The organism is Anaerolinea thermophila (genome assembly GCF_020723905.1).
Classification (GTDB): Bacteria; Chloroflexota; Anaerolineae; order Anaerolineales; family Anaerolineaceae; genus Anaerolinea; species Anaerolinea thermophila_A.
This window is the reverse complement of the sequence record NZ_DYHZ01000012.1, coordinates 1-20,212: the sequence shown is the minus strand read 5'-3', so window position 1 is coordinate 20,212 and position 20,212 is coordinate 1. Positions and strand designations below refer to the sequence as shown.

Sequence of the window (20,212 nt, the reverse complement as noted above, 5' to 3'; positions counted from 1 at the left end):
GAATATTCGACCTTGCTCCTTTCTCTATTTCACCAACCATTCTTGGGACAAACACCAGCCACAGGGCTTTCTTAAAGTAGTCCCAAGGGTAGAAAAAAAGACCTTTCTCGTGTAATCTTTTGTTGCTCAAACAAAAAAAACATACACAGAGGAAGGTCAAGATGGAGTCTACCACAAAACAGGGTGTTGTTTTCGATGCAGGCAGTTTGTGTGCATATTTTCAAACCCTAAAAGATAGCCGAAAGCCCAAAGGGCTGCGCTATCGCCTGGCGGATCTTTTGGTGATGATGGTGATTGCAAAAATATGTGGGGAAGATACGCCCAGTGGGATTGCCGATTGGGTGAAACATCGTGGGTCACAATTCAAAACCTGGTTGAAACTAGAGCGTGAGACGATGCCGCATCACAGCACCTATCGGCGTATTTGTGAAACCGTGCTGGATGTGGAAGCCCTGGAAGAAATCGTGAGCACGTTCTTGAACGAAAAGCGCTCTTTTGGGAAACAGGTTTTGGTAAGTATAGACGGGAAGGTGTTGCGCGGCAGGCTGGATGACGAACAAAACGGCACGTATCTATTAGCCGCCTACTTGCCCGCAGAAGGGATTGTGCTGATGGAGGTGGCCATCGATGGTAAAGGGAGTGAAATCCCGGCTGCCCCCAACTACTGAGCAAGATCGATTTGCGCGACAAGATTGTCATGGGGGATGCGTTGCATACCCAACGAGCCATTTCTGTTCAAATTGTCGAAGGCGAATGAACCCAGAACGCTTGCTGGATACCATTCGTGCGGATTGGGGTATCGAAAACTGCCTTCACTATCACCGAGATGTCACCTTGAAGGAAGACCGAACCCGGATGACCAAAGGAAAAACCAGTCAGGTCATGGCCTGCATCAATAACCTTGTGCTTGGATTGCTCATCGGCAAACACAAATTCCGCTACTTGCCTTGGGCTCGCCGCCTTTTTGCCGCTCAGCCTGAGCGCGCTTTTGCTCTCCTCTCTCGACTTTAAGAAAGCCCTGCTACATTGTTTGTTTACTAAGAGGATAATACTTCCGAGTAAGCGTACTGTCTGTAGGTTCCCTTCGACTCTTCCATCAGACGCTGGACAGACAAGCGGTACTTACCCTGGACTGATTTATATGAGCAGGGGAAAAAACAGAAAAGGTGTGGATCTGATAATGTGGGAAGGATGGCAACAGGTGCTCATCAACCAGAACACAAAACGCACCCAGGGATCCATCGGGTGCGTTGACGGGGACAGACAGGGATGGAATCCCTGTGGAAGTCGGGGCGGGCGGATTTGAACCGCCGACCTCACGGACCCGAACCGTGCGCTCTATCCGGGCTGAGCCACGCCCCGTAACTGAACCTATTTTACCCCACACCCATTTTTATGGCAAGGAAGAAAGGAATATTCACTCTATGTTTATCTAAGGGATGCATCCTGCAAATCGTCATCATCACTTCACAATAAGGGCAAAGTTAGTGATTCCTTTTGCAGGAAATTATTAGAGAATCAAGGATCGGTTTATCATTTCCCGGTAAAATGGTTTAGAACTTTTTATTCTGTCATTCAGGAGAAGGCTAAAATGAAAAAAGATCTCGTCATATTGTTTACCCGCTTTGGAATGGGAGATGGACCCGCAGACCTCCAGCAAACCCTGATCAAGAAGTTCTTAACCCTCTGGCTCGATACGGGAGAAATTCCAGCAAAGATGGTTTTTTATACCGATGGTGTTAAACTGGCTTGCCAGGGATCCCCCGTACTGGAAGAGTTAAGAGCCTTTGAGTCCAGAGGTACGGAGATTGTCTTATGTCAGACTTGCCTGGGGCGATATGGGTTGGAAGATCAAGTTGCCGTCGGCGTTGTTGGTGGCATGGGAGATATTATCGAAGCCCTGCAAAAATCCGCTAAAGTCATTACCATTTAAGCATCTGCTAAGTTTATATACCCTTTGATAAAAAGGGCTGTCCGAATCACTGTGGACAGCCCTTCATTTCTATAAACCCGGAAGCCGTTTGAAGGCTGGTATTTCCATTATGTGATCTACCAGCCCGTATTCCATTGCCTGTTGGGCGTCCATATAACGGTCGCGCTCCGTGTCTCGCTGAATGGTTTCAACAGTTTGCCCAGTATGAGCCGCAAGAATCTGGTTAAGGCGCGCCTTAAGCCTCAGGATTTCTCTGGCTTGAATTTCGATTTCGGTTGCCTGTCCCTGGGCGCCTCCTAAAGGCTGGTGCATGTGAATGGTGGCGTTTGGCAATGCATAACGCATTCCTTTTGTACCGGCGGCAAGCAGCACGGTCCCAAAAGAAGCCGTTACTCCAACCGCTAAAGTGCTGATCGGATTGGGAATAATTTGCATGGCATCGTAAATGGCTAAACCCGCATATACCTGCCCGCCGGGGGAATTGATGTACATCTGGATAGGCGCTTCGCGGTCCTCGTTGCTCAAGAACAACAACTGTGCCACAATATTATTTGCCACCTTGTCATCAATTGCCGTACCCAGATAAATAATGCGGTTCTTTAATAACAAAGCGTTCAGATCCATAATCCCACTGGTAACGGCAGGCGAAAACTCGGAAACACTTCGATCGCTATGACTCATCTCTTCTCCTTTTCAGTCAGCCCCCTATCCAACTGTTTAAATCAAGATAAAATACACGTTTGATTATATTGCCACCCGAATCTCTGTCAAGATAAAGGTTCACAGTTCATATCAAACTCTAATATAAAACCCAACGAAAGGTTTCTCATGTATACAGAATTCGCCGAGCCCTACCGCCCCCAATTTCATTTTACCGCCCGGAAAGGTTGGCTGAATGATCCTAACGGACTGGTGTACTACCAGGGTACGTATCACCTCTTCTTTCAGCACAACCCGTCTGGAAATGAATGGGGAAACATGACCTGGGGACATGCAATCAGCACCGACTTAATCCACTGGGAACAAACAGCGCATGCCCTTCTGCCCGATTCGATGGGAACCATGTTTTCTGGTTCAGCCGTGGTTGACTGGCATAACACTGCAGGATTTCAGACAGGAAAATCTCCCGCACTGGTGTTGATATATACAGCGGCGGGTGGAACATCCCCTGAATCGGAAGGCAAGCCATTTACTCAGTGTTTAGCCTATAGCAATGACGGAGGAAAAACGTTCACCAAGTTTACGGGCAATCCGGTTCTGCCAGAACTTGCTCCGGAAAATCGCGATCCCAAAGTGATCTGGCATGAACCCAGCCAGAAATGGATCATGGCGTTATATCTTCAGGGAGAGGAGTTTGCTCTGCTTTCTTCTCCCAACTTAAAAGAATGGACAATGTTGCAAAGACTCAGCCTTCCAGGTTGTATGGAGTGCCCGGATTTCTTTGAACTGCCTCTGAAAGGAAATCCGGATATTTCCCGCTGGGTATTTATGGCAGCAAATGGGCAGTATCTGCTCGGGGAATTTGATGGTCATTTCTTTAAAGCAGAAACAGCCCTCATTTCCAGTGACTGGGGGAAAAATTTTTACGCCACCCAAACCTTCAGCGATATTCCCGATGGACGTCGCATTCAAATGGCATGGATGCGGGGTGGTGAGTATCCGGGAATGCCATTCAACCAGCAGATGGGGTTTCCCTGTGAGTTAGGTCTGGAGGAAACACCCGAAGGAATACGCGTTTGCCGGCGCCCCATTCAAGAGATTGAAACCTTATGGGACCAATCGTTTGAGTGGAACACTGTTCTACTGGAACAAGACGAAATCGTTTTACCGGTTTCCCCTTCTTCCTTGCTCGACGTCGAAATCCAATTAGAGTCTGGAAATGCGGATATGATCACGATGGTTGTAAACAAATTGCCCGTTACCTGGAATATTCGGGACAATCAACTTGAGGTACTGGATTGTTCTGCATCTTTACCACCCCATACAAATACGTTAGATCTGAGATTATTAATCGACAGAACCAGCCTTGAGGTGTTCAGTCTGGGAGGAACTCACAATTTCTCCTGTTGCACGCTGGAAGCAATTCCAGAACCGTTTATCCTCCTGAAGAAGCGTGGCGGAACTCCTCTTCTTTCACGAATGATTTTCCGCACATTACAATCCATCTACAATCCAAAAAAGGAGTGATATGAAACTCAACCGCTATCCAAAACCTGTCTTACTTCCCGATCCTCAATCACCATGGGAATGCTATAACGTCTTTAACCCGGGGGTGCTCTACGCCAACGGCTTATTTCACATGATCTACCGGGCGCAGGGTTTGGACTGGGTGAGCCGGCTCGGCTACGCCATATCTACAGACGGCATTCACTGGAACCGTTTAAAAGACCCCATCATGGCACCCGAATCCCCTGAGGAATCTCGGGGACTGGAAGACCCTCGTATTGTGGAAATTGAGGGCACATATTACATGACATACACTGCCTACGGAAGTGTATTTCGAGGGAGCGGGCAACCGACTCACGCGGGAGGCGGAATACTTCCGATGGTTGCGCGCAGCCACAACTTAATTACCTGGGAACGCTTAGGTCCCATTGTAGTCGGTGAGGACAACAAAGACCATGTCCTCTTTCCCAGAAAGATTGGGGGAAAATTTGTTGCACTCCATCGGCGATGGCCCCAGGTGTGGCTTGCCTACTCCGATGATTTGATTCACTGGCCCCCTGAGCAAATGGCCCCCATCTACGGTCCACGTGCTGAAAATTTATGGGAGTCTCGAAGCGTGGGAAATAATGGCGTCCCAATTGAAACAGAATATGGTTGGGTTGTCTTGAATCATGCCTATGATGAAAATAAGGTGTACAAAATTGGCGTAGTCCTCCTGGACCTGGATAACCCAACCAAAGTGATTCATCGCCCCAAAGACCCCATTTTCTGGCCCGAAGAATTGTGGGAGTTACGCGGAGACGTTCCGAATGTTGTTTTCTCTTGTGCGAATCCTGTCGTCAATGAGACAGTTTATGTGTTTTACGGTGGGGGCGATCATGTGATTGGTTTAGCCACCTGCCCTCTTAGCGAACTGATAGACTACGCTCGTTTTGGTTAATTGAAAAGCCCAGCCAATCGGCTGGGCAATCTTTTTAGTAATGAACGGCTCGGGGCAATTGACGAGCCTGCTCTACCCATTCCTTAACCTGGTCTGGGGTAGGCATTCGCCGAACCAGTTTCTTCTCCGCATTGATTTCATCCAGTTTTTTATATAATGCCTCAGGATTGCGTTGAGCCAGTTCAACCACAGTATCCACGCCTGCGGCTTCGAGCAAATCCGAATACTCAGAACCAATGCCCTTCACGCGATAGAGATCAGCCCGATTTACCCATTTGAGAATCAAATCCTGACTGATTCCGGTTTGTCTGGCAAGGTCATCTCTGCCCTTGGGAGTGGAACCCAGTTCCAGGAGTTTCTCCACAGAAGTAACCCCCACGGATTTTAATTTCTCAGCATATACTTCACCAATTCCTTCAATATCAACAAGTGCAGTCATTCTTTCCTCCTTATACCTGGATAAAGAAATTATACAATGAAATTTTCTCCTGATATTCTAAAAAGGTATGAGAAATAAATCCTTCCTGTTTTCATCCTGAATCACCCATTTTTTTTGGTAGAACGGCTTGACAAGGCGCCATTATCCTCCCATAATCGAATATAAGATGGGAAAGGAGTAGAGAGATGGCTACTGTGAAAGAATTACTGGAAGAAAAAGGATATGATGTCTGGACCGTAACTCCGGAGATGACCCTGCGAGAAGCCCTGAAGCTGATGGCTGAGAAGCACATCGGAGCAGTGCCTGTTCTGGAGAATGGCCAGGTGGTGGGAATCTTTTCAGAACGCGACTTTGCCCGTCACGCAGTAGAATTTAGCGAATGTTTAGACCTGGAAATCCCTGTTCGGAACATCATGAGCCATCCTGTTTATTACGTCAACCTGGAACACACCGTGGACGAATGTATGGCGGTAATGACCGCAAAAAAACTCCGCCATCTCCCCGTCATTCAGGAAGGGAAACTCATTGGCTTAATTTCTATTGGAGATGTGGTAAAACATATTCTGGCAGATAAGCAGAATACCATTGAATTACTTGAACACTTCCTGTGGGTTAACCTGATCTAATTTGATCCTTAACAAAACAACTCGATTCGAAATAAGCGGGTTGTTTTGTTTTAACTGCCGGGTTAACCTCAGGGGGGAAATTGCCTGCAGGATACCTTCATGATCTCTATCCGTTACCGTGTTCTTGTTGCTACAATCTTACTGAGCGGTGTACTTCTATTTGGGCTTGGATGGTTGGAAAACCGTCAGAGAGCCGGCTTTTTCCAAATTACAGAAGAACAGCAGAGACAACTTCAAAGTCTCTTTTCTCAAACCATTGAACAGGAACAACAAACCTTCCAGACGCTCATCCTCGATTACACTTTTTGGGATGAACTGGTGGATTTTGTGGAAAATCCCAATGAGGATTGGGCAAATCATGTTCTGGAACCTTCTTCCAGAGTTTTTCAAATCGATTGCCTTTGGATCTATTCCTTAGAAAATGAATTGGTTTATCAAAACCAACAGCCTCTTTGCAAGCAGTATGCTCCGCACCTTTTAAAACCCCCCGGGGAATTCTTCCAAAACCAACCCTACATAAAATATACCGATTGGCAAACCAACGTTCCTGCAATGTCGGTTTATGGAGCCAGTATCCATTCCAGTAAAGATGTAGCGCATCAAACCCCTCCTCACGGTTATTTTTTTGCAGGACAAACCTGGGATAACGAACATCTCCAGCACCTCAGTCAATTGGCTAATCTGGAAATTACACTAAAGCCCCCTGAAGGGTTGGGTGAGACAATGCCTTTTTCAGAAACCAGTCTTTACGTGATGTACGGGCTGGACGGAATTGATGGCTCGCCGAAAGCCTATTTGATTGGGAAATTTGATAACCCGTATATTTCAGAATTCTTAAAAACACAGGAACAAAATCGCCTGTTTTTATTTCTTCTGACGGTTTCCTTTATCGGGCTAGTGTTTGCCACTTTGAGTATATGGGTTATCCGTCCACTGGGGCAACTTTCTTCCGCATTGAAGAATCATCAGGTGGAAGCATTGAAACCCCTTCTAAATGAAACCAGTGAATTTGGTCAAATAGCCAGTCATCTGTACCGGTTTCTCCAGCAAAAAGAAGAGGTGGAGCAAGCGCTTCAACAACACAAACAAATCGTCCAAGACCTTCAGGAATCAGAAGAAAGATACCGCATAATTACCACTTACACCAGAAATTTCACCTTTGGAATTCGAGTGAAAGATGGGCAATGGACCATTGGGTGGGGCTTTGAAGCACTTCAAAACCTTATACCTGAGATTCAACCGGAGAACTTCTGCGAACAAATCTCTCAGTTCATCCACGGCTCAACCCATTCCTCTGTTGAACAAATCAGAAGCGCACTTCAAAATGGGCAACAGATCTTTCTGGAAATTAAAATCCCTCAAAATGAGAGAAAGCCCCTCTGGTACCGGTTCCACCTCATTCCGGAAATTGATGAGAACCAGCAGAAATTGACCCGAATCCTTGGAAGTGCTCAAAATATCACCGGAGAGAAAAATGCTTTTGAGGAATACTTAAACGTATTAGAGCAATCGAATTCTGCCGAAATCATAGCCGATGGATCGCAAATTCTATACTGCAATTCCAGAGTTAAACATCTTCTAAATCGAGAAGAACCACCTACCAATCTCTCCGATTTGTTGAAATTGGTTCACAAAGAAGATCAAGACAAGATTCTGTCCCTGCTTCAAAATCCGAAAGGAACCACCGATTCTGAGTCTCCCATTCCCATCAGGCTTTCTCCTCTAGACGGTGTGTGGAGATGGCTCAATTTGACCATTCAACCCGTTCTTTTTGAGAACAAAACGTCTATACGAATTTCTTTGCTGGATATTACCGAAAAGAGAAACATCGAACTGGCGATGTCTGCTCAAGCGCAGTATTCCGATTTTCTGTCGAAGGTATTTAACGCATGGATTTTGATTTTTGATGCTTCGGGCAATCTGCTGGTAAGTAGCAAGAAATGGGAGGATGTCCTGGGCAATTCTGAGTCCACCTCAGACATTCCCTTCATTTTGTCCCTCTTTGAATTTCCCGATGATGCCATGACTTTGGAAAAATTTCCCCAAATTGTGAGAGATCGCCAAACCTTTCAGGATGTTCCTGTGTTGCTCTATAAGGCAAAACCCAAACGATGGTTTTTGTGGAGTCACACTTTCCTTGAACCACAAGACGATGAACCTCTACGAATTCTGGCAGTTCTGACAGAAATCACTGAGAAAAAAAGAGAAGAATTTTATGCTCAAGGGGTAAGGAAAATCGCGGCAGAGATTCAATCTGAGAGTTCCCTTGATGAAATCCTTCAGGAGATTCCTCAGGAGTTAGTAGAGCAATTGAAAGTTGATGGCGCGGCCTGGTTCACTTTCCAGGAGGACACCCGAATTTATGAAGCCCAACATCCCCACGGGGTATTCAGAAAGGTTCCGATTCTCCATGCCGGTACCTCTCTCATCAATACTTTGCAAAACATAAAGGAAAGTGGAGAGACCAAAATTTTCCCGGCTCTGGATATCTTTCCGGATATTGATTTTGCGCGTTATCACGTAATCTTTTTGCCCACAAAAATTTTCTTGAACAATTTGCAATATTTTATGGCCCTTCTGGTGGAACCTCCTATCTTCCCCTCCCTCATAGAAGCCTGTGAAGCTCTTTGTAAAATGGGAGCAGCGATCATTGAGCGCATTACTTCATTCGTTCAAGCCAATCTACGCCTCCAGTATATGACATCACTTCATCTTATCAGCACTTCTATCTCGGCGAGTCTGGATCTGAATCTCACCCTGCGATCGCTGGTGAATCAAATAATTGGGCAATTTCAGGTTGATGCTGTTGCCGTTTTTCTGGTTAATCCCACCACAAACATGCTGGAGTATGCAGCGGGAGAAGGGTTTAGAGCAATTGATATTGCCCGGACAAGGTTACGAATTGGTGAAGATCAGGCAGGGAAAGCCGCCCTTACCCGCAAAACAGTCTCAATCTATAACCGGGAAGGAATCGCTTCCTATTTTCAGCGAATCCACCTTTTCAGTTATGAAGAGTTTGTAGCGTTTTTTGCAGTGCCGTTGATCGTGCAGGGAGAAGTCAAAGGTGTTCTGGAGACCTTTCATCGCCGTCCTTTTACACCCTCTCAAGAATGGGTTCAATTCCTGGAAGCGCTTGCCACAGAAACAGCCATTGCCATCAATAATGCTGAACTGATCGAAAGAGTGCAACGCAGCCATCTGGAGCTGTCAATTGCTTATGATGCCACCTTAACCGCTTGGGCTAAGGCGGTAGAATGGCACGAAAATCAGCCAGAAGGCTCAACACTCCAGCTGGCGGAGACGGTCGTTCGGTTCGCTCAATTTGTTGGAGTCAATGGAACTTCATTACAATATGTTCGCTGGGGAGCAATCCTGCACGACATTGGCAAGTTGATGATTCCCCGCCAGATTTTACAAAAACCGGGAATCTTGAACGATACTGAATGGGAAATTGTCCGGCAATCACCGGTGTATGCCTTTAATCTGTTATCAACGGTACCTTTACTGCAATCTGCGGCAATGATTCCTTATATGCACCACGAGAATTGGGATGGAAGCGGATACCCCCTGCGACTTAAGGGTGACGAGATACCCTATTCCGCCAGAATCTTCAGCCTTGTGAATGTCTGGGATGCTTTGCGTTCACCACGCCCTTTCCGCAAAGCGTGGAGCGATGAACAGGTAATGGCTTTTCTACAGGAAAACGCGGGAAGGATGTTTGACCCTGACCTGGTTCCCGCGTTCATCAAGTTCCTGAATCATCGTCTTCAGGATAAAGGATGACGGGAAGTCCTCTAAACAGGCAATACAACTTTTCCAAACGCGATTAGACAAAAAGCGCCCAGAACGCACGTCATCATGAACAACAACAATGCAATGATAAACCGCTGGAAAGCCGTCATGCCTAAAAACTCTCCGGATTTCTTCCCTGAACGTCTTGGGCTCCCGGGTGATACGGAGGGCGCTTCCTGTTCGATTTCCTCAAAGGATGAACTGGCAGAATTTCTTAAATCCTCAAGCATCTCTTAATCCTCCACAGAACAGGGTCGAAGTTGAACATCTCCCGCAAGAATGGTCTGAAATTGATTTCCACCCAACGATAAAACCAACGCACCGTTCTGATCAATATCATACAGCACACCCGATAATTCGCCTTCAGGAGTTCGGACAAGCACTTTTTCTCCTTTAAAGGCAAGGCGCTTGCGCCACTGCTCAATGAAGATCCCGGAACAAACCTGGTTTCTCCACGCAAATAGATGGCGCAACACCGCTTCGAGCAAAGATAACCGATCTACAGGTTTGCCCAATTCTTCCTCCACACAGGTTGCCGGAAACAATAACCTGTTTGCTTCTGGTATGGAACCAGATGCAACATTGATGCCGATTCCCAACACCACTCCTTGAATATGTCTTCCCAACCAGGCAGTCTCGGCAAGAATCCCGCTGACTTTTTTCCTGGAAACCAACACGTCATTGGGCCATTTGATTTCAGGGGAAAGTCCGAATTCTTCCAGGGCTAACGCTACTGCCAGAGCCCCTAAGGGAGAGAATAAAGACAGTTTCTCGGTTTCATCAATCGTCGGACGAAGAATGATACTGAACGCCAGAGATACGCCTGGTTGCGTAACCCAGGTACGCCCAAGTCTGCCTCTCCCTTTCAGTTGTTTATCCGCAATAACAATCACGCCTTCTGGAGCGCCGGCTTGTGCCCATGCCAGCGCATCGTCATTCGTGGAGTACGTCTCCGGAAGGTATTGAATTTCATTGATCGGAAGTGATGATAACCTGGCACGAATTGTTTCTACATCCATGTTGTATATTTTACTCGGAAAGTAGTATTTGCTAAAATTATCCCATGAACAAAAAACAAATCCCCGGACCAACGAATGCGGAATTACTTCCTCAAATTGGCGCCATCCAATCCAATTCCCTCGAATTCCTGATGGGATTATATAAAACCTTTGGACCGATTTCCCGTTTTCAAGCCTTCAAAACCCCGGTGATTCACCTGGCTGATTCAGGCGCCATCAGGCATGTTCTACAGGATAATCATCGGAACTATTCGAAAGATACAATCCAATTCAATTCATTATCCATCATCACAGGAAAGGGCTTACTGACAAACGATGGAACTAACTGGCTGCGACAACGTAGGTTAGCCCAGCCTGCTTTTTCCCGGGGAAGATTGATGAATTTAGATCGCATCGTGGTCCCTTCTACGCAAAGCCTGCTGGCTCGATGGAAACAATTTCCCGGGAATCATGCCATTGACATAGACGCCGAAATGATGCAACTCACCCTGGAAATTGTTGGCAAAGCCCTTTTTTCGATTGACCTGAGTCAAAACGCCCCTCACCTGACAAAAGCCGTTCTTACCACACTGGATTACATTGTGTACCGGGTAAAAACTCTTACCCTGATTCCCACCGCCCTGCCCCTGCCTCGTAACCTGGCTTTCAAACGTGCATTAAGAACCCTGGAAGAAGCGGTAGAACAAATCATTCAGGAACGCCGCAAAAGAGGGGATCCCGGTGAGGATTTACTGGGAATGTTTTTACAAGCCAGAGATGAAGAAGGCGGCGAAGGGATGAGTAACCGCCAGATCCGCGATGAGGTGATGACCCTGCTGATTGCGGGTCATGAAACGGTTGCCAGCGCGTTGACCTGGACCTGGTACCTCCTTTCCACTCACCCGGATGTAGAGCAGCGTTTGTTTGATGAGGTTTTTGGATTGCTCAAAGGATACCCGCCAACAACCAGAGACCTGGATAATCTCCCTTACACGGCGCAGGTGTTTACCGAGGCTCTCAGGCTGTATCCTCCAGCGTGGTTAATCACCCGAAAAGCCCAGGCAGAGGATGAAATTCTGGGTTACCCTATCCCTGCGGGAGCCATTATGGTGATCAGCCCTTATGTGATTCATCGTCTGGAAACGTATTGGAAGAATCCAGAAGTATTTCTACCGGAACGGTTTGCACAGGACCCGGAAGGAACTTCTCATCGCTTTACGTTTATCCCCTTTGGAGCCGGACCGCGACTGTGCATTGGCAACCAGTTTGCTATGATTGAGGCGAAGTTGATTCTGGCTACCATGATTCAGGCATTGCATTTCAATCCACCTCATCAGAAGCCGATGGTAGATGCACTGGTAACGCTCCGTCCACGAGGTGGATTGCACCTCAGCGCTCTCTGGCGCAATCACGCTGCTCCGCAGTAGGATCTTACTGCACATTCTTTACGAATTCTTTACAAAAAACAAGCCCGAATACAGGCTATAATCCATTATAGAAGGAGAGTCGTATGAATATTTCTTCGCTAACATCATTCCTTGTTGGAGCAATCTGGTTCATCGTTTTCATCACCTTTGGAGTGGTCATTTTGCGTGCATCACGTAATCAGCCAACCCGCGGAAGCGGACGGGTGCTTACCGCTATGATTTTATTTGCGGTTTTACTGACCACCCTGAATGCCGGGCTGGTTTTTATCGAACCCCAGGAACGCGGCGTGGTGATCTCTGCTGTTTCTCCCGAAGGGTATCGAAAAGAACCTCTGGAACCCGGATTGCGTTTTATAATTCCATTTGCGGAACAGGTTGTACGATACTCAATTGCCAATCAAACTTACACTATGTCCATTGCTGCCCGTGAGGGTCAAATTGAGGGAGACGATTCCATCGCTGCGCGAACTGAGGATGGGCAGGAAATTTATGTAGATGCATCTGTCATCTACGCGATCAACCCCACCGAAGTGGTAAAAGTACACATCCTCTGGCAAAATCGGTACACTTCCGATCTGGTGCGCCCTCTGGCAAGAGGCATTATTCGGGATGCCGTCTCTCAAATGCGTGTGGATGAAGTAGTCAGTTCCAAACGCGCAGAACTTGTTCAAACCCTGAATGAAACCATGGCATTAAAGTTAGCAGCGAATGGTCTTATTCTCAAAGATTTCGTGTTGAGGAATATCACATTCTCGCCAGAATACGCCGCTTCCGTTGAACAAAAGCAGATTGCCGAACAACAGGCTCAACAGGCTAAATTTGTGGTTGAGCAAAAGAAACAGGAAGCCGAACAAGCCCGTCAGGTGGCTCAAGGGCAAGCCGACGCGGCAGTGATTCGCGCAAAAGGGGAAGCGGAAGCACGACTCATCCAGGCAGAAGCCGAAGCCAAAGCACTGGAATACATTGCCAATGTCATCAAGAACAACCCGGACATTTTGAACTATCAATATATTACCAAACTGGCTCCCAATGTTCAGGTGATTATGACACCTTCCAATACACCTATCATCCTTCCGTACCCGGGTTCTCTCCAGGCGCCTGCTCCCACTCAACCAACCACACCTCAATAAGACTGACTTTAAAAACAAGCCAAGAGAAGTTGCAGAAGCCCTGCAACTTCTCTTTCTTAACACAAAATATTTGTTTAATCCCAATGGTTCAATGGCTGGCAATATCGAGGGGTACCATTCTGGATCACGTACACACCATTTGTGTCTTTTTTAACCGGGTAAGCCTGCCACAGAGAGGTGTTCATAGACAGCAGTTTACCTGCACGGTCTTCACTCAGATTGAAGGACTGCCATGCCGGCTTTAGCGATGGAAATTGGGAAGTCCGGCAAGCCAGACCAATCAGAAGTTCATGACGAGCCGCTTCGGGCAAATCTTTCTGCTGTGTCTGCCTGATTATTTCAGGAACAGCATCCGCAGAAAGGGATTGTAAATAATCTCCATCCAGGTCGTACCCCTCCAGCGTGCGCTGTACATTCTGTCGAACAATCCAGCCATCAATGTTCCAGATTCCCAATAACCACCCAAAACCAACTGTGAAAAGGAAAATAACCTGTGCAACTCTGCGCATTTGATGGGCAACAAGCAAGCCCAAAACCGTGAGCATCAGCAAACCCAACCATGGGATGAAGATAAACGTATAGGTTCTCAAGCGAGTAAAGCCATAGGCTTGCTCATAAAGGGTTAAGCGTTGCCACGCAGAAGCCAGAATCACCAGAACAAGACCAATCAACAGGCTGTTCAAGAATATAAACCCACGCTGGTGAGCAGGTGTCTCACGCTGCGAGATCGTATTCAGGATCAAAATCAGCAACAGGGTGATGCACGCTACCCATACCAGTTCTCCAAACCCCCGACGGGCATATTCAGCATAGGTAAAACCGGTTTCATGGATGTTTACCTGCCCCCCAAATAAGTAACGGAATTGCAGCACCACAAAAAACAAAAACAATAAATTGACACTTCCAAGCACAATACTGCTTTCCGTCCAGCCAAGAAACGGCGGGATGATGCGCTTATCAATGGGAGTAGGTTGTACATCAGAGGAAGGCAGTACTGCATGAAGCAATACGCCACAAAAGATGAATGTAAATACCGCAATGTAGAAAACCCGAAAAAGCAACTCTGGCAGGTTTTCCAGCCTCAGGACGTTCCAAACCGATAGCAAACGTTCGGCAAAGACGATGTCAGCCGAAGCCAACAGTAATGCCAGTACTCCAACCACTGGCAAAGCCAGCATCACTCCCCGAAGGACTGCCCATCCTTGCCGTGTGATGAAATTTCCCTGCGTGCTTTTGAGAGAATCACTCCGGGTAATCAACAGGGTAAATGGTCGGGTAACCGAAGAGAACAGGAAAACAGCCAGAGCACGAATCACATCCCATATGGTGTAAGCGCTCCAATAACCGTTCCTCAAAGTTGTTGCCAGCACCATCAAAGCAAATAAAGCAACCAGAACTCCCACAGAACGAGTGAATGGTTCTGTTCGTATAAGAGGGATCAATGCTAACCCGGTAATCATAAAACCCAGCCAGATGCTTTCCCGAGCCGGACGATGCCCTTCGCGATAAAGCAGGTAAACCGCGCCCCCCATCGCCAACAGAGACCAGATGAAAAAGGAAATACCAACTGATTTTTTCCAGAAAAGGAAATCTATTCCTGCTGAAATCAAAAAAGCAACTGCCCAGAATGATCTATGTGACTTTGGCATTCGAAAGCCTCCCAGGTTGAAAGGTTGTTTTGTCGAGAGAAAATGCTCTAGGTTTTCAGTATTTTTCCGTAAACTGCCATTCAGTGTAGAGAACAATGTCTCTCAAAGACTATCACCAAAACATCAGGATCTCTCAGTGATAAGAATGACCCTCTTCACCCCATACCCAGAAACGGACAGGAGTCTGGAATTGGATAAAAATCGTGCCAGAACAAGGATGAAACTTTACAGTGACCAGATTTTTAATAAACTGGCTTGGGTTTTTAGCCATTTAATATATTGACATTGAAAACTTGTTCTAATATAATGTTTATAGCACAAATGAACGATAAATCGTGCTCAGGAGGTACCCATAATGATGGCACGGAAAAGTGAAGGCTTGGGGGAGCGGTCAAAAAAGATTCTGGAATTTCTTGTTTCCTATCAAGAAAAACATGGCTATCCCCCTTCCATTCGTGAAATTGGCAATCACATCCATGTGGAATCGACTTCGCTGGTAGACTACTACCTGAACCAGTTACAGGAAGCCGGTTATATTGAACGCGGAGGGCGGATTTCCAGAAGCATTCGTGTTTTACGAACTCTGGATGGTCAGACGCCTTTCAAGCAGGCTTTTGAATCAGCGAAAACAACTGTGGAGCGTGTGGCTCATGAACTGATCAGCATTCCTCTCATTGGACGTATTGGCGCCAGTTACCCGATCCCCATGCCTGAATCGGATGTACCCTACTTTGACTCACTGAGCACGGTGGAAGTTGCTCAAAGCCTCCTCCCCAATAAAGAGAAAATTACTGATTTATTTGCTCTGGAAGTGGAAGGGGAGTCCATGATTGACGCTATGATCAATGATGGGGATATCGTCATTCTGAAACGGGCAGAAGTGGCTCAAAATGGCGATATGGTTGCGGTCTGGTTGACGCGCGATAACGAAACTACATTGAAATACTACTACAATGAGAGAAATGGCTATGTCCGATTGCAACCCGCCAATCGCACCATGCAACCCATCATTCGTCCCGAAAAAGAAGTGCAGGTACGCGGCAAAGTGGTTCTTGTCCTGCGACAGTTCAAATCTCATTAACCACTACACCTGACAAACAAAAAAGCCCGGGCATTCCGGGCTTTTTTGGCTCTATATGTAAAGTAGACTAAGCGATCTCGACCACTGCGCCAGCGGCTTCGAGTTTGCTCTTGGCGTCATTGGCGGCTTCTTTACCAACGCCAGAGAGAACTTTGGCACCGGCGGTTTCAGCCATGGTCTTGGCTTCCACCAGACCCAGGTTGGTGAGCTGGCGGATGACCTTAATGACTTCGATTTTCTTGGGACCGGCATCCTTGAGAACAACATCAAATTCGGTCTTTTCTTCGACGGGTTCGGCGGGAGCAGCGGCGGCGCCACCAACAGGCATAGCAGCAACTGCGGCAACAGGAGCGGCGGCGGAAACGCCCCATTTCTCCTCAAGCATCTTGACCAGTTCAGCGGCTTCCAGAACAGAAAGCGCGCTCAGTTCTTCAACGAGTTTGTTTAAGTCAGCCATTGTTTAATACTCCTCTTTCAGTATGGTTTATTTTCAAAAAAAAATCAAATTTCACAATCAGTTTGCCGAAGCGGTTTGACCCTTTTCGGAGTATGCTTTGATCACGCCAGCGATCGAACGACCAGGTTCGGCAATGGTGCGAACCAGTTTGGAAGCCGGCGCCAACAGAACACCCAACAGTTGTGCACGCAACACAGGCAACGGCGGCATATCGGCTAAGGCTTTGACCTGGGCAGCACTGATTAAGACCTTCCCCAGGAACCCGCCTTTGACCGCAAACACATCAGACTTTGCCGCATCGTTGATGACCTTTGCCAGTGCGGGGGGATCATTGAAGGCAAAACCAACCAAGGTGGTTTTTTCGAGCAACTTACCGTAATCCACGCCAGCCTCAGAGAGCACCTTCCCAAAAAGGGTATTCTTCACCACGTGGATTTCACCGCCAGCCTCTCGCACCTTCGCGCGCAAAGCATCCATGTCCTTCTGGTTCATCTTGGAGTATTCCAGCAGGAACATTGCCTGGCTTTTTGCCACCCACTCCTGGTATTGTTGCATGATGGCGGATTTTTGTTCTCTTGTGAATGCCAAAGTGTATTCACCTCCTTCCGTTTTTAGATTTTAAAACTCAAAGCGTCTTTGTCACACCCTGGAGGCAAAGACGCTTTTCACTCCTGATAAAAGGAGGCGATCCTGAGATCTAGACGTCTTCACCTCGGCGGGATATTAAGCCTTTCGGCACCTGCTTTCAGCGGTGAAGCAAATGGTTCACCAAACGCGGCGAATTATACCACAGTTTCTTACTTAACCGTCAAGGACAAAGCCACGTTCGGGTCAATGCGTACACCGGGTCCCATTGTGGGCGCCAGAGTAACCCGACGAATGTACACACCTTTCGCAGCGGCTGGTCTGGCTTTTCGAATGGCATCCATCAGTGCAGAAAGGTTCTCGTACAGTTTTTCAACGTCAAAAGAAACCTTTCCAATCGGAACATGCAGATTGGCGCTTTTATCCAGACGGAACTCAACACGGCCAGCTTTGGACTCTTTGATCACGCGCGGCAAGTCTTCTGCGGGCACTACAGTGCCGGCTTTCGGGTTCGGCATCAAACCGCGGGGACCAAGGATACGACCCAAACGCCCGACTTTTCCCATCATGTCCGGGGTGGCGATTGCGACATCGAAATCGGTCCAACCACCCTGAATTTTCTGAATCCACTCATCGGTATCGGCAACATAATCAGCGCCAGCCTGTTGCGCCAGGGCAGCACCATCTCCCTGGGCAAATACCAGAACCCGCACAGTCTTGCCTAAACCATGAGGGAGAACCACAACATCACGAACCTGCTGGTCAGCCTGGCGGGGATCCAAACCAGTGCGCATGTGCACTTCCACCGTGGCGTCAAAGTCGGCGTAGGAAATTTCTTTAATCAATTCCAGCGCCTGTTTGGGTTCGTACACCCGGTTAGGGTCAATTTTTGCTAATGCTTGTAAGTACTTCTTTCCGTGTTTTGCCATTTTTTCCTCCGTGGTCATAACGGGAGACCGAATGTCATCCCTCCCACTAATCAACGACAACGATACCCATATTACGGGCAGTTCCTTCAATCTGCTTCATCGCGCCCTCAATATCAATCGCGTTCAAATCTTTCATTTTGATTTCCGCGATCTCACGAATCTGAGCACGGGTGACCTTGCCCACTTTATCGCGATTCGGAGCAGATGACCCTTTCTCAATGCCAGCGGCTTTCTTTAAGAGTTCGGAAGCCGGAGGCGATTTGAGGATGAAAGTGAAGGAACCATCGGTATAAACCGTGATCTCAGCAGGAATCAACTCACCGGCACGGTTGGAGGTACGGGCATTATACTCCTTACAAAACGCCATAATATTGATCCCATGACCAGCCAAGGCTGGACCGACCGGAGGTGCAGGCGTAGCCTTTCCACCTCGTAACTGAAGACGAACAATTGCTTTAAGTTTCTTTGCCACAGTTCTAACTCCTTTGTGGTTTTAGCGGGCGGATTAAGGGATCGCCCTTCCACTCATCAGGCTTGCGCCTGATATTTTACTACGCTTTCTCGACCTGCAAGAAATCCAGTTCAACAGGTGTTTCACGCCCGAAGAAATTCACCATGACCCGCACCTTGTTGCGTTCCATGTCAATTTCCGAGACGGTGCCACGGAAATCATTAAACGGTCCATCAACAATGCGGACACGCTCTCCCACCTTAAAGGTCACTTTGACCCGCGGAGCCTCAGCCTCCATTCGTTTCAAAATCTGGGCTACTTCCTCAGGTCGCAAAGGAGTGGGTTGATCCATGCCCACAAAGCCGGTGACTCCCGGAGTGTTACGCACCACATACCAGGATTCTTCTGTCATGATCATGTTGACCAGAACATATCCCGGAAAAACGTGGCGTTCGACCGTTCTGCGTTTTCCGTCTTTGACCTCAATTTCTTCCTGGGTGGGAATGACCACATCAAAAATTTTGTCTTTCATTCCCATGGTTTCAATACGCTGTTCCAGGTTATGACGCACCTTATTTTCATACCCGGAGTAACAGTGGACCACATACCAGGCACGTTCAGGTGTCTCGGTTTCTCCTTCTTTAGGAGCCGGTTCTTCGGGCTTTGCAGAAACAGAGGTCTTCCGGGGAGTACGAGGCTCACCACTTCGGCTCTTTTTCCGACGTGGTTTTTCCTCCTCCAGAAAATCCGCATCAAAATTCTGATCTTTCGGTTCTTCCATCTCTATAACCGTTTATTCTCAATCCGCGAGACACTAGAGGCTAATCAACAGAGCAATAAGCCGTGAGAAAACCCAATCCAATAAACCCAGCACCAGGCTGGTGATACCGACAACGACAAGGACAATCACAGTCAACCGTCTGGCTTCAGGGAGAGTGGGCCAGGTGACTTTTCGGAGTTCTCCGATTGTTTCCCGCCACCATGTAGCCAAACGGCCCGGCCGAGCCGGTTGTTTTTTCTCCGCAGCGCGAGGTGCTTCCGCCTTTGGTTTTTGCTCCTTACGCACTACGGGGGCATTTTTCTGAGCCAATGCCTCTTTCGTCTTTTCTTGCTGTTTGGTTTTTAACGTTTTCTCAGCCACAGTATCTCCTTGTCTTTACGGCTAAAACGCCGCCTCACCATTCGCGCTTCCTTGCGGCGAGGTCGGCGTCGCCATATTCAAGGCAGGCCAGGCAGGACTCGAACCCACAACCCCCTGTTTTGGAGACAGGTGCTCTACCTAATTGAGCTACTGGCCTTTACGAACCGGCTGGCGGGGAACCAGCCGGTTCCATTCCAACTTTCTACTTCGTCTCGCGATGCAGAGTGTGCTTTCGGCAACGCGGACAATACTTCTTCAGTTCCAGACGCCCGGGATCATTGCGGCGATTTTTCTGAGAGGTATAGTTCCGCTCTTTGCAGTCAACGCACGCGAAGGTAATCACAGGGCGAATATCTTTCTTTTTCGATGCCATATGCTCCTACAGCCTCCCGGCTGCTCCTTCCGTCTATTCCTACTCGAGGATCTTGGTGATGACGCCCGCGCCGACCGTCAGACCGCCTTCGCGGA

21 protein-coding genes, 2 tRNA genes and 1 other annotated feature are annotated in these 20,212 nt (G+C 47.7%); of the genes, 10 read left to right on the top strand and 13 right to left on the bottom strand.

All coding sequences use genetic code 11. The features are described from left to right. Window positions 1-161: 161 nt before the first annotated feature. Both LHF31_RS14555 and LHF31_RS14550 read left to right on the top strand, forming a co-directional pair. Window positions 162-668 (top strand): ISAs1 family transposase, encoded by a 507-nt coding sequence (locus LHF31_RS14555; protein ID WP_298006012.1) that lies wholly within the window; start codon window positions 162-164, stop codon window positions 666-668. Between the two features lie 85 nt (window positions 669-753). Continuing rightward, window positions 754-1,011 carry a hypothetical protein gene (locus LHF31_RS14550; RefSeq protein ID WP_298006009.1) on the top strand — a complete coding sequence of 86 codons (258 nt, stop codon included), beginning with the start codon at window positions 754-756 and terminating at the stop codon, window positions 1,009-1,011. 276 nt (window positions 1,012-1,287) lie between these two features. Here the strand turns inward: LHF31_RS14550 and LHF31_RS14545 are convergent. Further along, a tRNA-Pro gene (locus LHF31_RS14545) sits at window positions 1,288-1,362 on the bottom strand. Between the two features lie 229 nt (window positions 1,363-1,591). On the opposite strand from LHF31_RS14545, the gene LHF31_RS14540 reads away from it, so the two are divergent. Next, window positions 1,592-1,933 (top strand): DsrE family protein, encoded by a 342-nt coding sequence (locus tag LHF31_RS14540; RefSeq protein WP_298006006.1) that lies wholly within the window; start codon window positions 1,592-1,594, stop codon window positions 1,931-1,933. Window positions 1,934-2,002: 69 nt separating this feature from the next. On the opposite strand, the gene LHF31_RS14535 is transcribed toward LHF31_RS14540, so the two are convergent. Next, a complete protein-coding gene (locus LHF31_RS14535) occupies window positions 2,003-2,614 on the bottom strand; it encodes a ClpP family protease (RefSeq protein WP_303774479.1) in 612 nt (203 codons plus the stop codon). Between the two features lie 147 nt (window positions 2,615-2,761). Between LHF31_RS14535 and LHF31_RS14530 the strand changes: the two genes are divergently transcribed. Then, entirely contained in the window at window positions 2,762-4,120 is a 1,359-nt protein-coding gene (locus LHF31_RS14530) for a glycoside hydrolase family 32 protein (RefSeq protein WP_298007794.1), read from the top strand. 1 nt (window position 4,121) lies between these two features. Next, window positions 4,122-5,039, top strand: a complete 918-nt coding sequence (locus LHF31_RS14525; RefSeq protein ID WP_298007796.1) for a glycosidase — start codon at window positions 4,122-4,124, stop codon at window positions 5,037-5,039. 34 nt (window positions 5,040-5,073) lie between these two features. Here the strand turns inward: LHF31_RS14525 and LHF31_RS14520 are convergent, their stop codons facing one another. Next, window positions 5,074-5,478, bottom strand: coding sequence for a DUF4332 domain-containing protein (locus tag LHF31_RS14520; RefSeq protein WP_298007798.1), 405 nt, complete (start codon window positions 5,476-5,478; stop codon window positions 5,074-5,076). 185 nt (window positions 5,479-5,663) lie between these two features. Here LHF31_RS14520 and LHF31_RS14515 point away from each other — a divergent pair, with 185 nt between their 5' ends. Both LHF31_RS14515 and LHF31_RS14510 read left to right on the top strand, forming a co-directional pair. Then, a complete protein-coding gene (locus LHF31_RS14515) occupies window positions 5,664-6,104 on the top strand; it encodes a CBS domain-containing protein (protein ID WP_298007800.1) in 441 nt (146 codons plus the stop codon). Window positions 6,105-6,203: 99 nt separating this feature from the next. Next, window positions 6,204-9,887 (top strand): HD domain-containing phosphohydrolase, encoded by a 3,684-nt coding sequence (locus LHF31_RS14510; RefSeq protein ID WP_298007802.1) that lies wholly within the window; start codon window positions 6,204-6,206, stop codon window positions 9,885-9,887. 242 nt (window positions 9,888-10,129) lie between these two features. On the opposite strand, the gene LHF31_RS14505 is transcribed toward LHF31_RS14510, so the two are convergent. Further along, complete coding sequence (locus LHF31_RS14505) at window positions 10,130-10,915, bottom strand: biotin--[acetyl-CoA-carboxylase] ligase (RefSeq protein WP_298007804.1); 786 nt, start codon at window positions 10,913-10,915, stop codon at window positions 10,130-10,132. Between the two features lie 44 nt (window positions 10,916-10,959). Here LHF31_RS14505 and LHF31_RS14500 point away from each other — a divergent pair, with 44 nt between their 5' ends. Next, entirely contained in the window at window positions 10,960-12,321 is a 1,362-nt protein-coding gene (locus LHF31_RS14500; protein ID WP_298007805.1) for a cytochrome P450, read from the top strand. Window positions 12,322-12,404: 83 nt separating this feature from the next. After that, complete coding sequence (locus tag LHF31_RS14495) at window positions 12,405-13,451, top strand: prohibitin family protein (protein WP_298007807.1); 1,047 nt, start codon at window positions 12,405-12,407, stop codon at window positions 13,449-13,451. A gap of 74 nt (window positions 13,452-13,525) precedes the next feature. Here LHF31_RS14495 and LHF31_RS14490 read toward each other — a convergent pair whose 3' ends face one another. Further along, window positions 13,526-15,100, bottom strand: coding sequence for a DUF4153 domain-containing protein (locus tag LHF31_RS14490; RefSeq protein WP_303774475.1), 1,575 nt, complete (start codon window positions 15,098-15,100; stop codon window positions 13,526-13,528). A 355-nt stretch (window positions 15,101-15,455) separates the two neighbouring features. On the opposite strand from LHF31_RS14490, the gene lexA reads away from it, so the two are divergent. After that, window positions 15,456-16,181: a transcriptional repressor LexA gene (lexA, locus tag LHF31_RS14485; protein WP_298004411.1), complete on the top strand. Its 726-nt coding sequence runs from the start codon at window positions 15,456-15,458 to the stop codon at window positions 16,179-16,181. 67 nt (window positions 16,182-16,248) lie between these two features. Here lexA and rplL read toward each other — a convergent pair whose 3' ends face one another. The 8 genes from rplL to rpmG form a co-directional block, all read right to left on the bottom strand. Next, window positions 16,249-16,638: a 50S ribosomal protein L7/L12 gene (gene rplL / locus LHF31_RS14480; RefSeq protein WP_298004408.1), complete on the bottom strand. Its 390-nt coding sequence runs from the start codon at window positions 16,636-16,638 to the stop codon at window positions 16,249-16,251. Window positions 16,639-16,695: 57 nt separating this feature from the next. Then, entirely contained in the window at window positions 16,696-17,226 is a 531-nt protein-coding gene (gene rplJ, locus LHF31_RS14475; protein ID WP_298004406.1) for a 50S ribosomal protein L10, read from the bottom strand. A gap of 27 nt (window positions 17,227-17,253) precedes the next feature. Continuing rightward, window positions 17,254-17,408 (bottom strand) — a sequence feature (ribosomal protein L10 leader region). Between the two features lie 27 nt (window positions 17,409-17,435). Continuing rightward, on the bottom strand, window positions 17,436-18,152 hold the full coding sequence (gene rplA, locus LHF31_RS14470) for a 50S ribosomal protein L1 (RefSeq protein WP_298004403.1): 717 nt from the start codon (window positions 18,150-18,152) through the stop codon (window positions 17,436-17,438). A 46-nt stretch (window positions 18,153-18,198) separates the two neighbouring features. Next, the gene (rplK, locus tag LHF31_RS14465) at window positions 18,199-18,624 is read right to left on the bottom strand and encodes a 50S ribosomal protein L11 (protein WP_298004400.1); all 426 of its coding nucleotides are present in this window, start codon (window positions 18,622-18,624) and stop codon (window positions 18,199-18,201) included. A 79-nt stretch (window positions 18,625-18,703) separates the two neighbouring features. Next, window positions 18,704-19,384: a transcription termination/antitermination protein NusG gene (gene nusG, locus LHF31_RS14460; RefSeq protein ID WP_298004397.1), complete on the bottom strand. Its 681-nt coding sequence runs from the start codon at window positions 19,382-19,384 to the stop codon at window positions 18,704-18,706. Window positions 19,385-19,417: 33 nt separating this feature from the next. Continuing rightward, window positions 19,418-19,744: a preprotein translocase subunit SecE gene (gene secE / locus LHF31_RS14455; protein WP_298004392.1), complete on the bottom strand. Its 327-nt coding sequence runs from the start codon at window positions 19,742-19,744 to the stop codon at window positions 19,418-19,420. Between the two features lie 83 nt (window positions 19,745-19,827). After that, window positions 19,828-19,901 (bottom strand) — tRNA-Trp (locus LHF31_RS14450). Between the two features lie 45 nt (window positions 19,902-19,946). After that, window positions 19,947-20,117: a 50S ribosomal protein L33 gene (rpmG, locus tag LHF31_RS14445; protein WP_013560304.1), complete on the bottom strand. Its 171-nt coding sequence runs from the start codon at window positions 20,115-20,117 to the stop codon at window positions 19,947-19,949. Window positions 20,118-20,212: the final 95 nt, after the last annotated feature.